The sequence below is a fragment of the Enterococcus sp. LJL90 genome, from assembly GCF_056924355.1.
The window spans coordinates 50,689-64,556 of sequence record NZ_JBXPBQ010000006.1; the positions used below are offsets into that span (position 1 = coordinate 50,689).

At 40.5% G+C, this 13,868-nt stretch carries 13 protein-coding genes; 2 read left to right on the forward strand and 11 right to left on the reverse strand.

Translation table 11 applies throughout. The features are described 5' to 3' along the window. Positions 1 to 121: 121 nt before the first annotated feature. Both aroD and AC1Z3S_RS13490 read right to left on the reverse strand, forming a co-directional pair. Positions 122 to 874: a type I 3-dehydroquinate dehydratase gene (gene aroD, locus AC1Z3S_RS13485; protein WP_461740798.1), complete on the reverse strand. Its 753-nt coding sequence runs from the start codon at positions 872 to 874 to the stop codon at positions 122 to 124. Positions 875 to 1,012: 138 nt separating this feature from the next. Then, positions 1,013 to 3,061: an oxidoreductase gene (locus tag AC1Z3S_RS13490; protein ID WP_461740799.1), complete on the reverse strand. Its 2,049-nt coding sequence runs from the start codon at positions 3,059 to 3,061 to the stop codon at positions 1,013 to 1,015. Between the two features lie 321 nt (positions 3,062 to 3,382). Between AC1Z3S_RS13490 and AC1Z3S_RS13495 the strand changes: the two genes are divergently transcribed. Then, positions 3,383 to 4,276: a LysR family transcriptional regulator gene (locus AC1Z3S_RS13495; protein WP_461740800.1), complete on the forward strand. Its 894-nt coding sequence runs from the start codon at positions 3,383 to 3,385 to the stop codon at positions 4,274 to 4,276. A gap of 186 nt (positions 4,277 to 4,462) precedes the next feature. Here the strand turns inward: AC1Z3S_RS13495 and AC1Z3S_RS13500 are convergent, their stop codons facing one another. Further along, positions 4,463 to 5,629: a class I SAM-dependent rRNA methyltransferase gene (locus AC1Z3S_RS13500; RefSeq protein WP_461740801.1), complete on the reverse strand. Its 1,167-nt coding sequence runs from the start codon at positions 5,627 to 5,629 to the stop codon at positions 4,463 to 4,465. Between the two features lie 184 nt (positions 5,630 to 5,813). Between AC1Z3S_RS13500 and AC1Z3S_RS13505 the strand changes: the two genes are divergently transcribed. Continuing rightward, complete coding sequence (locus tag AC1Z3S_RS13505) at positions 5,814 to 8,003, forward strand: LTA synthase family protein (protein ID WP_461740802.1); 2,190 nt, start codon at positions 5,814 to 5,816, stop codon at positions 8,001 to 8,003. Between the two features lie 263 nt (positions 8,004 to 8,266). On the opposite strand, the gene AC1Z3S_RS13510 is transcribed toward AC1Z3S_RS13505, so the two are convergent. From AC1Z3S_RS13510 to ccpA, 8 genes are all read right to left on the reverse strand, one after another. Then, the gene (locus AC1Z3S_RS13510; protein WP_461740803.1) at positions 8,267 to 9,004 is read right to left on the reverse strand and encodes a class I SAM-dependent DNA methyltransferase; all 738 of its coding nucleotides are present in this window, start codon (positions 9,002 to 9,004) and stop codon (positions 8,267 to 8,269) included. Further along, positions 9,004 to 9,342 carry a ribosome silencing factor gene (gene rsfS, locus AC1Z3S_RS13515; RefSeq protein WP_461740804.1) on the reverse strand — a complete coding sequence of 113 codons (339 nt, stop codon included), beginning with the start codon at positions 9,340 to 9,342 and terminating at the stop codon, positions 9,004 to 9,006. The genes AC1Z3S_RS13510 and rsfS overlap by 1 nt, the downstream gene beginning before the upstream one ends. Positions 9,343 to 9,370: 28 nt before the next feature. After that, positions 9,371 to 9,967 (reverse strand): bis(5'-nucleosyl)-tetraphosphatase (symmetrical) YqeK, encoded by a 597-nt coding sequence (yqeK, locus tag AC1Z3S_RS13520; protein WP_461740805.1) that lies wholly within the window; start codon positions 9,965 to 9,967, stop codon positions 9,371 to 9,373. Then, on the reverse strand, positions 9,957 to 10,577 hold the full coding sequence (locus tag AC1Z3S_RS13525; RefSeq protein ID WP_265456629.1) for a nicotinate-nucleotide adenylyltransferase: 621 nt from the start codon (positions 10,575 to 10,577) through the stop codon (positions 9,957 to 9,959). Before AC1Z3S_RS13525 ends, yqeK begins: the two co-directional genes overlap by 11 nt. Positions 10,578 to 10,610: 33 nt before the next feature. After that, positions 10,611 to 10,922: a ribosome assembly RNA-binding protein YhbY gene (gene yhbY, locus AC1Z3S_RS13530; RefSeq protein ID WP_265455196.1), complete on the reverse strand. Its 312-nt coding sequence runs from the start codon at positions 10,920 to 10,922 to the stop codon at positions 10,611 to 10,613. 15 nt (positions 10,923 to 10,937) lie between these two features. Next, the gene (gene yqeH / locus AC1Z3S_RS13535) at positions 10,938 to 12,050 is read right to left on the reverse strand and encodes a ribosome biogenesis GTPase YqeH (RefSeq protein ID WP_461740938.1); all 1,113 of its coding nucleotides are present in this window, start codon (positions 12,048 to 12,050) and stop codon (positions 10,938 to 10,940) included. Continuing rightward, positions 12,043 to 12,579, reverse strand: coding sequence for a YqeG family HAD IIIA-type phosphatase (locus tag AC1Z3S_RS13540; RefSeq protein WP_461740806.1), 537 nt, complete (start codon positions 12,577 to 12,579; stop codon positions 12,043 to 12,045). Before AC1Z3S_RS13540 ends, yqeH begins: the two co-directional genes overlap by 8 nt. A 286-nt stretch (positions 12,580 to 12,865) precedes the next feature. After that, on the reverse strand, positions 12,866 to 13,867 hold the full coding sequence (gene ccpA / locus AC1Z3S_RS13545) for a catabolite control protein A (protein WP_461735689.1): 1,002 nt from the start codon (positions 13,865 to 13,867) through the stop codon (positions 12,866 to 12,868). Position 13,868: the final 1 nt, after the last annotated feature.

Genomic DNA, 13,868 nt, shown 5'->3' on the forward strand with positions numbered 1-13,868 from the left:
TTCTGATAAGCAATTAGTCGTTAGCACTAAAATTTTTACTGGCTGGTTTGTTGCAGAAAGTGTCTGAGGGAATTTTTCGAATCAATAGCTTGAGGTATTTTGATTTTTTGAAAAAAAGTTTTTACTTTAAAGAAACGCTAGTTAACAATTCTTTGAGATTCTCAGCAGCAATTTGACCTGGGTCAGAAACTTTTTTTCCAGCAGCATAGGTGGCGGCTGAGCCAAAAATTTCGCCGGTAAAGCGGCTGACAAAACCTAATTTGCCTAAAGCAATCGTAATCAGTGGACAATCAATGAGTTTCTTGGCCTCATTGGTAGCTGCTAATAAAGTTAATACATCTTGGCTGCTGCGGGGCATGACGGCAATCTTACAGATATCAGCGCGTTTTTCTGCCATGGAAGTCAGCATGGCAACCAGCGTCTTTTTAGAGGAAGTCCGCCGAAAATCATGATTGGACATAATGACACTGACATGTTGTTGATGGGCTTTAGCGACGATTCGTTCTACCGGAACCTCCGGCATAAAAATTTCGACATCGATTAATTCAAAGGCTGGCTGCTCTAGTAATTCTAAATAAAAATCAAGGTACTCTTGTCCGGAAAAATTTTTGACGCCGCCTTCTCGTTGACTTCTTAAAGCCATTATCAATGGTTTGGCTGTCACTTTTTTTATTTCTCTAGCAAGCTGGTTAATTTGATTAGCATCTAAAGGGTCGGTAAAATAATCAAGACGCCATTCAATCATGTCGCATTCAGAATCCTCTAATTCTTTGACATCGCCAAGAACTTCAGCAGCATTTCCTGCAAGCAGGGGAACAATGATTTTGGGCTGACCAACACCAATCAAGAGACCATGGATTTCAGCGACTTTCATCAGGAATCCCCCCTTTCTTCTCTTTGATTATAACAAAGAATATTATTTTAATAAGTTTTAATGTCGTATAAATTATTAGAAAAACATTGGAAATAAATAAAGAAAGCCCATTTCTGAGCTTCCCGACAGTTTTTTTCTTTAAATTTTTGTTAATAGACTATTTTGGTAAAGATTTTGCTGGCTGATTTGGCGATCTTTTTCATAAACCGCTGTTAAAATATCACGGGCTTCTCTGGTTCCCTCCATGATACGCCGAGCAACTTTACTGTCGCCAATGTTCACTAGCTTGGCATTATTTGCTTGCGCATAGTCTTTAAGCTCAGGCATTAATGGTGCATCTGCCCGCATTCCTAAACAAACAAAACCTAAATCAAAATAAAGATTTTCCAATTCACCTGATGGTAACTCCACGACAAAATGATCCCCGCAGACTTCTAATAATTTAGTTTCGGTATGGGCGATAACGCCGTAATCCTTCACAATTTCCATCATGCTAAGTTTGGTGATTAAGTCTAAGTCTTTCCCCAGTTGATTTTGCATTTCAACAATCGTGACTTTTTTAGCACCACGTTCAGCGTAATATTCCACTACGTCTAAGCCAACTGCTCCGCCGCCAATCACGACAACTTCTTGATCAGTAAAATCTTGGAAGTTTTCCATATTATTCAAAATATCAAAGATGGAAAAAACTTTCCGATTTGGTTGTGCTAAAACTTCATGCAGTCCTTTAATTGGTGGCAATAAAGGTTTGGCCCCAGTTGCGTTGACAATTATGTCTGCCTGTTGATTGTCGAGATCTGCTTCGTCAAATGTGCGATTCAAATGAATCGTTAGATTTGGTAACAGAGCGCAGCGGTTTTCTAAATAAACAATAAAGTCATCAATCCGTTTTTTATCTGGGAAACGGGAAATTTCATGGCCGAGGCCGCCTAGATAACTTTTTTGTTCAAATAATTCGACTTCAACTCCAACTTCTGCTGCTGTCGCTGCCGCTTCCAAGCCGGCCGTACCACCGCCGACAACCACCATTTTCAATGGATTCTCAATTATTTTTTCTTTGTATTGATCTTCGTAATATAAATCTGGGTTAACCGTGCAGCGAATTGGTTTTGATTTGCCAATACGATGATCCGCACAACCGATATTACAGGAGATACATTTACGCAATAAATTTTCTTGGCCATCTGCCACTTTATTGACCCAGTTTGGTTCTGCAATTAAGCCACGACCCATCGCCAACAAGTCAGCATCGCCATTTTCTAAAATTTCGGCTGCCCGTTTAGGACTCCGAATATTCCCGGAGGTCACGATGACTTTATCCGGATAGCGCTCTTTGACTGCTTTAGCCATATAAGAGCGCCAGCCGTCTTTCAAATTCATCCGGTCAATTTGATACTGCAGGTTATCATTTAAGGCAGCAGAAACATTTAAAATATCCACTTCTTTGGCAAAGTATTTTAAAATATCTAATGAGTCTTCTAATGAATTACCACCTGCAATTAATTCGTCTGCACTGAAGCGCACCGAAATCGGCATGAAGGGTCCGACAGCCTTCCGCACGGCTTCCACCACTAAAGTTGTAAAGCGGGCACGGTTTTCAGGACTGCCACCAAATTCGTCTGTTCGATCATTATACAAAGGTGATAAGAATTGGCATAAAAGATAAGAATGGCCTGCGTGAATTTCTACACAATCAAAGCCAGCTCTTTGGGCCCGATTAGCAGCTTCAGCATATTTATTAACAATCTCGTAAATTTCTTCTTTGGTTAATGGACGTGGTGCCGGATTACCAGTTTTACTCGGAATGTTTGAAGCTGAAACAGCCTGTTTGCCTTCTAGACGCAAAGCATAAGCCGAAGCCCCAGCGTGATTAATTTGTACAGAAGTCAACGCTCCATAGGCGTGCATCGCTTCGTTAAATTTGTAAAGGCCTGGCAAATACTGATCATTATCCATCCGCAATTGCGTGGTGCCGTTAGTTCCCATCGGATAATCAAAGCAGACATTCTCCAAAGTAATGAGGCCGGTGCCCCCTTTAGCCCGCTGTTCATAATAGGCCAAGTGTTCTTGGTTAAAGCTGCCATCATTATTGGCAAAATTAGTACCCATTGGTGGCATAATAACGCGATTTTTAAAAGTGGTGCGGCGAATCGTTAGCGGTTCAAAAATTGCTTGATATTTTTCCATAGAAAATTCTCCTAACTGCATGGTCATTTCCAATTGACAAGTTATGTTTTTCACATAACTACTACAACAATTATTTTAAGGGAGAACAATCATAAATACTAATGCTTTATTTTGATAAAATTCATGATTTTTTTTTATCATTCGCTTGGCGAAAGCCCCTTAAAAAAAGTTTTCAAAAAATAGTAGCGAATTAAAAGACAAATGAAAGACTTTTAACTCAACATGTGTTATTTTTAAGAAGTGGATTCCCGAATTTTCGGGAAGTATGATTCTGCTTGAAAATTTTTCAATTATTTAAAACAACTATTGGAGGCGCTTTACATGAATTTACGGCAATTGGAGTATTTTGTCACCTTAGCCGATACAGAGCATATGACTAAAGCGGCAACCTTATTAAATACATCGCAACCTAATTTAAGTCATGCGATGTCAGAGCTGGAAAAGGAATTGGGGGCGGCCCTTTTTGAAAAAGTCGGCCGCAATATTCGCTTGACCAAATATGGCCGATTTTATTATAGCTATGTTGCCACCGCTTTGAATGAGATTAATAAAGGCCAGCAGGAACTGCAAAACTTAATCAGTCCTGATACCGGTCAAATTGATTTTGGTTATATTTACACAATGGGCGCTGAATTGAGTCCCTCTTTGACCCGTAAATTTTTATCGATTCCCGGCAATGAAAAAATCAATTTTCATTTTAGTCAGGGAAATTCCCAAACGATTATCAAAAAACTGCGGGCGGCTGATATTGATATTGCCCTTGCTTCTAAAATAAATCAGACTGATGATATTCACTATCAAGCCATTGCCGAACAAAAAATTGTCTTAGTTGTCAATCAAGATCATCCTCTGGCAGATAAAAATCAGGTTTATCTGAAGGAAACTAGCGACTTCCCTTATATTTATTTCAATCAGGAGAGTGGTCTGCGGCCATACGTTGATGAATTGATGGCCTTACAGCATTTGCAACCAGAAATTGTCTGTGAAGTTGAAGAAGATCACAGTATGCTAGGCTTTATCGGGTATGATTTCGGCATTGGCTTAATGCCGGATATTCCTTCGATTAGCGCTTACCCTGTTAAAAAAATCGAGATACTTGATCAACGGGAACCCCGCCTGATCTATTTAGCAACTAGAAAAGGGACGCCGCTATCGCCAGTCGCCCAGCGATTTTACGATTTTTGTCTTCAACAAAATCAGCTGCACACGATTTAAGTCATCAGAAAATCAAAACGAACTAACTTGTAAGATTCGCTTAGTAAAAATTACTAGGCAAGCCTGCAAGTTAGTTCGTTTTTCCATTTATAAATAAATTTATTGATGAATTAGATTTCTAACCAGTGGAAAAAAGTTCAAGCAACCTGCTATATTATATAGTAGGATTTTTCCAAAACGCAGCAATTAATCTACCTGATAAAACAATACCTTTAAATAGTCACCTTCTGGAAACTCGGTTGCCACATGGAAATCAAAGGGCAGACTAAATTTATTTTTTAACTGAAAGTTTCGCCGCGCCTGTGTAAAGGCGGCCTCAATCATCCCTTGAAACTTAGCAGAGCTGACATTGGCTGCATTTGTAGAAGCAATAATTCTTCCGCCGGGATTTAAAATTGCTAAAGATTGACTGATTAAGTCGCCGTAGTTTTTGGCAACGGAGAAAGTTTTTTTCTTGTTGCGGGCAAAACTTGGCGGGTCCAAAATAATCACATCATAGGTCAGATTTTTCCTCAAGGCATACTTAAAAAATTCGAAGGTGTCCATCACGATAATTTTTTGTGATTCTGGTGGCATTTGATTTACTAAAAATTGTTCAGCGGTTTTCTCCCGACTACGTTTAGCTAAATCAACGCTGGTAGTTTCTAAAGCACCGCCCATAGCAGCTGCGACTGAAAAGGCGCCGGTATAACTGAACATATTCAAGACTGTTTGACCGCTCGCAAAGCCCTCTACTAATTGATTGCGGACTTCCCGTTGATCTAAAAAGATTCCCGTCATTAAGCCTTCATTTAGATAAGTCGCAAATTGAATGCCGTTTTCTTTAATCAGCAAAGGTTCTTCAGGCTCTTCACCAAATAACCAGCGGCTTTCTGGTAGCTCACTTTGGAAACGAATTTTCTCGCTAGCTCCGAGCATTTCTGGATAAACGGCTTGAAAGGCTGCAATCAGCTCTTGGCTATGCTGATAGATACTTTGATTGTACCAAGAAAAAACACCGTAGCCGTTATACCAATCAACCGTCAAACCGCCTAAGCCATCGCCTTCGCCATTAAAAAGGCGAAAAGCAGTTGTCTCGGGATTTGTAAAAAAGCTGTGGCGCAGTTCCTTGGCCTTTGAAAAAAGCTTTTTGAAAAATTGCTGATCCAATGGTTCCGACTGACGACTAATAATCCAGCCGGCGCCTTTATTTTGCTGTCCTAAATAGCCTTGGCCTAAAAAACTATTCTTGTCGTCAACAAAGCAGACCCATTCTGTAATCTCAGCTGCTGCTGTTGCCAAATCTTCATTACGCAATAAAGGATAGCCGCGGCGAATTTTTTTAGCCGCCTGTTGTGTCACTTTGATCTTCATTTTAAAACTCCTCATTCTTTGTCGCTTTTCAGTATAGCAGAATAATTTTCGCCTGTCTTTCGTAAAAAAAGCTTAACTCCTTCTTGAATTTTTCAAATTTATTTGACAGCGATTTTTAAGGCTAGTAGAATAAGATTAATATGCAAATTTGACAATTTACAGTTATTTTACAAAGGGGATTCTCATGACACAAAAAATCAAGAATATCTTTGGCAAACTTAGGTTACCAACATTCTTAAATACACGTTTAGGCCTGTTCTTCACATTGCTAATTCTGCTGTGGGCCAAGACAATTTTCGCTTATTTTGTAGAGTTTAATTTGGGTGTTGAAAACTTGATGCAATATGTCATCTTGTTTATCAATCCCATTGCTTCTTCACTTTTAATACTAGGGCTAGCCCTTTATATTCGCAGTAAGAAACTTTCTTACATCACCATGATGACCATCTATAGCCTTTTGGTGTTGCTGCTTTTTTCTAACGCCGTTTATTATCGGGAGTTTACCGATTTTATTACGATTAACACTATGCTCGGCGCCGGCAAAGTTGCCAGTGGATTAGGTGAAAGTGCCCTGCGCTTGTTTAGACCCTATGACATAATTTACATTTTAGACATTCCATTATTTATTTTGGCCCTCGTGACGAAAAAAATAAAAATGCAGGAAAAACCAGTCAAAGCTCGTTATTCTTTAGCCTTCAGTGCGATTGCTGTTTTAGTTTTTACCGGCAACTTAAACTTGGCTGAGTCGGAACGTCCGGGCTTATTGACGAGAACTTTTTCAAGAGAATACCTCGTTAAGTTTTTAGGAATTAATGCTTTCACCGTCTATGATGGCGTCCAAACGTATCAAACCAACCAAATCAAGGCGGAAGCCTCTGAAAATGATTTACTGGCTGTTGAAAATTATGTCGATGAACACTATGCCGCACCCGATGAGAGTATGTTCGGTATCGCTGAAGGTCGCAATGTCATCTACGTCCATTTAGAAAGCTTTCAGCAGTTTTTGATCGACTACAGTCTAGTTGATGAAGAAGGGGTGGCCCACGAGGTTACACCGTTTCTAAATAGCTTGTATACCGACCAGAGCACATACAGCTTTGATAATTTCTTCCATCAAGTCAACGCTGGTAAAACAAGTGATGCGGAAACTTTAATGGAAAATTCTTTATTCGGTTTAAGCCAAGGTTCCTTATTTACCCAGTCTGGCAGCACCAATACGTTCCAAGCTGCTCCAGATATTTTAAGCCAGACAGCTGGTTACACCAGTGCCGTTTTCCACGGTAACTCCGGCAACTTTTGGAACCGCAATGAAACCTATAAGAGTTTTGGCTATGACTATTTCTTCGATGAAAATTATTATGATGTAACTGATGACAATAGCTTCCAGTATGGCTTGCACGACAAACCATTTTTTGAACAATCTGCTCAATATTTGGAACAATTGCAACAGCCTTTTTATACGAAGTTTTTAGCCGTCAGCAACCACTATCCTTATTCTGATATTAGTTCAGAAGAAAGTGGCTTCCCACGAGCGACAACCGACGATGAAACCATTAACGGCTATTTTGCAACTGCCAATTACTTAGACACAGCCGTTGAGGAATTTTTCAACTATTTAAAAGCCAGCGGACTCTATGACAACTCGATTATTATTTTGTATGGGGATCACTATGGTATCTCCAATTCGCGAAATCAAGATTTGGCTGAATTAGTTGGGGAGACATCTTCTTCTTGGAATAATTTTGACAATGCACAAATGCAGCGGGTACCTTATATGATTCATATTCCAGGTGAAACTGGCGGCTATGTGAATCACACATATAGCGGCCAAGTCGACGCCTTGCCGACCTTGATGCATTTATTAGGTATTGATACCAGCAATTACTTAATGCTGGGGCAAGATTTATTTTCGCCTGAGCGGGAAGAATTAGTGGCCTTTAGAAACGGCAGCTTTATCACACCAGAATACACGTCTTATAACGGGCTGACTTATTATAATGAGAACGGCCGAATTGTCACCAGTGCCCAAACAGCAATTCAAGACCAGCTGGAAATTTTGCAAAACAAAGTTAATTTGCAGCTGAGCATCTCTGATCAAATTAATAATGGTGACCTGTTGCGTTTTTACTCAGACAGCGGTTTGACGCCAATTAATACGGATGACTATAGTTATTTGAGACAAGTTCAGCAAATGCAAGATATCACCGCTGAACTAGGCGATGCCTCGACTAGCCTGCTCTCTGTGAACGGCGGGCAATCGACCAGTGAGTTATACGATTCAAAAACCTATCAAGATTATCACCCAGTTGAAGTTGCTGAAGAGGCAACTGACAGCTCGCAGGTTGAAGAAGCCGAAGAGCCAGTAACAGAATAAATTTTAAAGAGGCTGTGACATTAGTTAGAACAGAGCCGAACTTTACGAACAATATCTAGTGTTTTCACTAGATATTGTTGTTTGTGACGAGGACCTACTGGACCGCAGTCGCAAACATAATATAGTTCGGGATTTTATCTATTAAAAAGACTAGTGTCACAGGTTCTTTTTTTGTGGCATGGCGCTAGCTATATCTTTTCTCCAAGCAACCCTATCATTTTTCGACAGCAAAAAAACCACCCGCTTTCACGGATGGCTATCACTTACTTTTGACAAACGAAAAACCAGCGTTCACTTTTTTCCGTCGGGGCTGATTCGCTAAAATCAGCAAAGATTTTGACATTTTCAAAGCCGGCATTTTCCAGCATATTGATATAAATTTCAAGGGGATAGGTCCGCTCTTGATGCAGCTCATCTTTGCGGATAAAAATCTCTTCCTCTTCTTCGGTCTGAACAAAAAAAGTTAGAAAATGCTCAATACTATGAGCCTTTTGACCGGGATAGCTTTCCCACAAAAAAGCGAACTCATCTGTTTGGTAGTGATAACTGTACTCTGGAAACAGCTGGTCGATTTTATAAAGCGAGTGAACATCAAAAATAAATGTCCCCTGCTCATCTAACGCTTGGTAAACTTCATCAAAGACTTGTTGCACCTCTGCTTGATTGCGCATGTAGCAAAGAGAATCTGAATAACAAGTAATCGCTTGATACTGGCCAATTTCAGATAAATCCAACATATTGCCTTCAACAAACTGAATATCCACCTCAGCCGCAATCGCACGATCAGCAGCCACCATTAGCATTTCCTCTGACAAATCTAAAGCTGTGACTTGATAATCTGCTTTGGCCAACTCAACAGCCAAAGCACCAGTCCCGCAGGCCAATTCCAAAATATTTTTCGTTTCTTTAGGCAGATGGCGCTGCGTGAAAGTCAGCCATTGTTGATAAAGACTAGTGTCCATCACTTCATCATAAATAAAGGCAAAGGTTTCGTAAGCCATTAGTCAACCCACTCGCTAATCTGAACAAGGGGAGCATCTGACCATAATTTTTCCAAATTATAAAAGCTGCGTTCTGCCGTCTGGAAGACATGGACAATGACATCGCCTAAATCAATTAAGACCCATTTGCCACCGTCTTTACCTTCAATACGTTTAACTGTGCCTTGTTTTTCTTCGATTTTTTCGACTACTTCCTCGACAATCGCATTGATTTGCCGCTCTGAATTGGCCGAACAAATCATAAAATAATCCGCCAATAATGAAATATCTTTGACTTCCAAGGCTAAAATATCCTCAGCCCGCTTCGAATCAGCGGCCTTAACAGCAATTTCCAACATTTCTAAACTGTTAATAATAATTCACTCCCTATGCTTTAAATTGTTTGGGTTTAACCACCCATTGATTGTATGTTTCTAATGTTTTTGGATAAATCAATTGCTCATTTTCTATTAAATGAGCCAACGTGTGTTTAGTTTCAAAGGCAACCGCCGCATCTAAATCGACTTCAGCCAATTTGCGGGCCTCCTCTACGCCGGGAAAATCACGGCCGGGTTCAATATAATCGGCAACATAAAGAATTTTATCTAACAAAGTCATTTGAGCAGCCCCCGTTGTATGCAGACGAATTGCTTGGAGCACCGCTTGGTCAGTAATCTTTAATTCCCGTTCCACAAAATCGGCTCCGATTACCCCGTGCCAAATGGCGTTGCCGTATTTCAATAAATTTAAATCGTAGCCGTCACGATAAATCACCAGCTCAAATTCTTCGTCAGGACGTTCTTTGGCATAATCATGGGTCAATCCCGCCAAAGCCGCCTGCTCAATGTCGCCGCCAAATCTTTTGGCCAGCTCAATCGCTGTTTTTTCAACGCCGAGGACATGCAAAAATCTTTTTTCACTCATCGCCATTTGGACCCGTTGCATAATCATTTCCCGGTCAAAACTCGTGAACTCATTTGTCATCTAGATACAGTCCTTCCTGATGGATATAGTCCAAGACTTTATCCGGCACCAAGTATTTTAAAGAGCAGCCTTGAGCAATCTTTTGGCGAACTTTAGTCGAGCTGAGACTAATCTGCGGCACATCCACCCAAATAATCGGATAAGGACTAGTTTCATCATAGCCGGGGCGTTTAACGCCGACAAAATTCACCAGCTCCATCAATTCTTCGATACGATGCCATTTTGGTAAGTAGGCCACCATATCGCCGCCGATGATAAAATAAAAATCCGTCTGCGGCTCCCGCTCTTTTAATAATTTCATTGTATCATAGGTATAGCTCTTCCCTTTACGAATCAACTCAATCATTTCAATATCCAGATAATCATTATCTTCAAGCGCCAGCTGCAGCATTTTTAAACGATGGGCAGCTGAGATGGCTTCCTTGTGGTCGACATGGGGTGACTCGTAGCTAGGCATTAATGATACTTTGTCTAAGCCTAATGAGCGGCCGACTTGATCAGCCATCACCAAATGAGCTAGGTGAACGGGATTAAAGCTGCCCCCTAATAGCCCGACTTGCTTTCTTTTTTTCACTTCAAGAGCTTCTTCTAAAACAACTTTTGTCTGCATTTGTTTACTGGTTAAAGCCACCGTAAACGCCTCCTAGATTGCTTTGACTTCTTGAGAAAGTTTTTGATATTTCTCTTTAGATGATGGTTTGAATAAAACAATTACTCGACCAATAATCTGAACAACCTCACAATGAATCGTTTCTTGAATAACTTTTGCGACCTCATCAGCCACTTCGTCGGTATTTTGCAGGAGACTAATTTTAATCAGCTCTCTTTTTTCCAAAGCCTCATCAATTTGTTTGATGACCGCTGCGTTCAGACCGCCTTTGCCGATTTGAAAAATCGGCTGTAAATGATGGGCCTGACTTCTTAAAAACCGTTTTTGCTTGCCTCTTAATTCCATTTTCTCTTCTCTTTTCTAGACTAAGCCTTTGCGCACAATCACATCGACACCCTTAGGCGCCCAACCGGCAATAACAGCTGGCTTGGTGATGGTAATCCAGCCTAAGCCGGCAAAGACGATATCTGTTTTTTCTTTAATTGAAAATTCAAAGCGGACCAATTCCGGAAATTCCGCGACTTCATCTGGTCTTGGTGGTTGCAGAAGACCCCCGGCATGTTTTTGATAAAAATTATCGGCATTACTTAATTTTGTCCGATGAATTTCAATATCATTCGCTACATACGCCACAAAAGAACTGCGCTCACCTTTGATAAAATCAAAACGGGCCAAGCCGCCTAAAAATAAGGTTTGCTCTGGATTCAGCTGATAAACTTTCGGCTTGATTTCCTTGTGGGGCGCAATAATTTTTAAATCCTTATCGCCAAGATAATGGGCCATCTGATGGCGATGGATAATCCCCGGTGTATCAATCAAGAAATGACCGTCATCCAAAGGAATTTCAATCTTATCTAATGTTGTGCCTGGAAATCTTGAAGTAGTAATTAAATCCTGCACACCAACAGTTTGCTTGATAATTTGATTAATCAAGGTTGACTTGCCGACATTGGTCACCCCGACAATATAAACATCCCGATGATCGCGATATTTTTCAATCAACTCTAATAGCTGCGTCATTTCCTGAGGTTTTCGTGCGCTCGTTAACAAAACATCCAGCGGTCTTAAACCCGCTTCATACGCTCTTTCCCGCATCCATTGCGTCATTTTGCCCCGCTTTAAAGATTTCGGCAAGATGTCAACTTTATTGCCCACCATAATCAATGGGTTATCCCCTACAAAACGATGCAAGCCGGGAATTAAGGAGCCGTCGAAATCAAAAATATCGACCACGTTAACAATCAAGGCATCTTTTTGACCAATTTCATTTAATAAACGTAAGAAATCATCATCTGTTAAATGGACATCTTGAATCTCGTTATAATGGCGTAAACGGAAACAGCGCTGACAATAAACTTCGCCGTTTTCCAAGCCTTTTTCCAAAGCATTTTTTGGTGTGTAGCCCAACTCCTGAGGCTCGTCAGTCTGAATGACCACGCCGCAGCCGATACAGTGAATCGTTTCTTCATTCATTTTCAAAAAGGCCCTCCTGCCATAACATCTCGGGATGTTTTTTTGCCAAATGTTTCATAATATGCCCTTCAAAAAAGCGATTGATTTGTGTCTTCCAGCTATCCGTATCAACAATCGGTTTGACTAAAACATTGGGAATCCCCGCCCCATTAGCCGCACGAATATCAGTCATAATCTGATCGCCGACCATTAAAATTTCATTATTTTTTAGCCCTAATTTTGCTTGGGCTTTTTTTAAGCCGCGGCTCAGTGGCTTTAAAGCCCGCGCTTCAAAGGTTAAATTAAAAGGCGCAATCGCCTTTTCAACCCGCTCATGATTATTATTGGAAACCACCACCACTGGAATCCCAGCTGTGGCCATCTCTTCTAGCCACAGGCGCAATTCTTCAGTGCCTTCTGGGTTATTCCAAGCAATTAATGTATTATCCAAATCCGTGAGAACTGCCTTAATCCCCATCGCCTTTAATTGTTCCGGTGTAATTTGATAGATGGCTTCCACCATCCAAGTTGGTTTATATTTTGAAAACATATTTTCTCCTCAAATAAAAAATAGGAGCAGCAAGACTCCACGACGTTTTATTATAGCTTAAATGCTGAAAAAAAGCTATGAAGGCCGCCTTTTTTATCAACGACTTTAAAGGGATTTTAAGGCTTTGAATTGTTTAACGCTTTTTCCTTTTAAGATAATGAAAATCATTGAAATTATTTCTTTGATTGAATAAAAAAATAAGTGCTCTTATAAAAAACAGTACCATCGCTATTACCAAAAAAAGAGCCAATCCGCATGTGCCGATTGACTCCCATTGAGAATAGTCTTATTTCGTCGAGCCTTTTTTATCAATACCATAAGGCAGGACAATTGTTTTTTCTTCAACATCTTCTTTGTTCATCATTTTAGTCAGTAGACGCATTGCCACTGCACCGATATCATACAACGGTTGGGTAATCGAAGTGAGGCGAGGACGCACAATATCCGTCAACAATGAATTGTTGCTAGTGATAATTTCAAAGTCTTCGGGAACTTTTACGCCAGCATCCAGCATCCCATCTAAAACACCGACTGCTAATTCATCATCGGTTACATAGGCTGCTGTTGCACCGCTGTTGCGGATTCTTTCAGCTAAGTTTAAGCCTTCTTTGAAATTATAGTTCGCTTCAAAAATTAAGCCTTCGCTGTAATCTAATTTATTTTCCTTCAAGGCTTCTTTATACCCATTCAAGCGGTTTTTACCATTAATAGGGTCAATCAACGCACCGCTGACAAAAGCGATTTTCTTGTGACCATTGGCAGCCAATAAACTGACAGCATCTTTCGTTGCTGAAGTGTAATCAATATTGACACTCCCCACTTGTTCATCAGGATCAATTGAGCCCGCTAATACAACTGGTGTTTTCGAGCGAGAAAATTCGCCACGGATTTCATCGGTAATCCGATGGCCCATGAAAATCACACCGTCAACTTGTTTCGCCAATAAGTTGTTTAACACACTGACTTCTTTTTGATCGTTGCTGTCAGAGTTCGCTAGGATGATATTGTATTTATACATCGTTGCCACATCATCAATCCCACGGGCAAGTGATGCAAAAAATGTATTGCTGACATCGGGAATAATTACTCCCACTGTCGTTGTTTTCTTGCTGGCTAAGCCACGAGCTACTGCATTTGGACGATAGTCTAAACGATCGATGACCTCCAAAACTTTTTTCCGTGTTGCTGGTTTAACATTGGGATTGCCATTGACAACCCGTGAAACAGTCGCCATTGAAACATTGGCTTCCCGCGCCACATCATAAATCGTAATTGTTTGTTTATCCATA

Coding starts and splice junctions, on each gene's coding strand:
- AC1Z3S_RS13525 (WP_265456629.1), bottom strand. CDS start 10,577: ATGCAGACAAAAGTTGTTTTAGAAGAAGCTCTTGAAGTGAAAAAAAGA.
- AC1Z3S_RS13510 (WP_461740803.1), bottom strand. CDS start 9,004: ATGGCTTACGAAACCTTTGCCTTTATTTATGATGAAGTGATGGACACT.
- AC1Z3S_RS13490 (WP_461740799.1), bottom strand. CDS start 3,061: ATGGAAAAATATCAAGCAATTTTTGAACCGCTAACGATTCGCCGCACC.
- yqeK (WP_461740805.1), bottom strand. CDS start 9,967: ATGACAAATGAGTTCACGAGTTTTGACCGGGAAATGATTATGCAACGG.
- yhbY (WP_265455196.1), bottom strand. CDS start 10,922: ATGGAATTAAGAGGCAAGCAAAAACGGTTTTTAAGAAGTCAGGCCCAT.
- AC1Z3S_RS13540 (WP_461740806.1), bottom strand. CDS start 12,579: ATGTTTTCAAAATATAAACCAACTTGGATGGTGGAAGCCATCTATCAA.
- rsfS (WP_461740804.1), bottom strand. CDS start 9,342: ATGTTGGAAATTGCTGTTAAGGCCGCTGATTCGAAGCGGGCTGAGGAT.
- ccpA (WP_461735689.1), bottom strand. CDS start 13,867: ATGGATAAACAAACAATTACGATTTATGATGTGGCGCGGGAAGCCAAT.
- AC1Z3S_RS13505 (WP_461740802.1), top strand. CDS start 5,814: ATGACACAAAAAATCAAGAATATCTTTGGCAAACTTAGGTTACCAACA.
- yqeH (WP_461740938.1), bottom strand. CDS start 12,050: ATGAATGAAGAAACGATTCACTGTATCGGCTGCGGCGTGGTCATTCAG.
- AC1Z3S_RS13500 (WP_461740801.1), bottom strand. CDS start 5,629: ATGAAGATCAAAGTGACACAACAGGCGGCTAAAAAAATTCGCCGCGGC.
- AC1Z3S_RS13495 (WP_461740800.1), top strand. CDS start 3,383: ATGAATTTACGGCAATTGGAGTATTTTGTCACCTTAGCCGATACAGAG.
- aroD (WP_461740798.1), bottom strand. CDS start 874: ATGAAAGTCGCTGAAATCCATGGTCTCTTGATTGGTGTTGGTCAGCCC.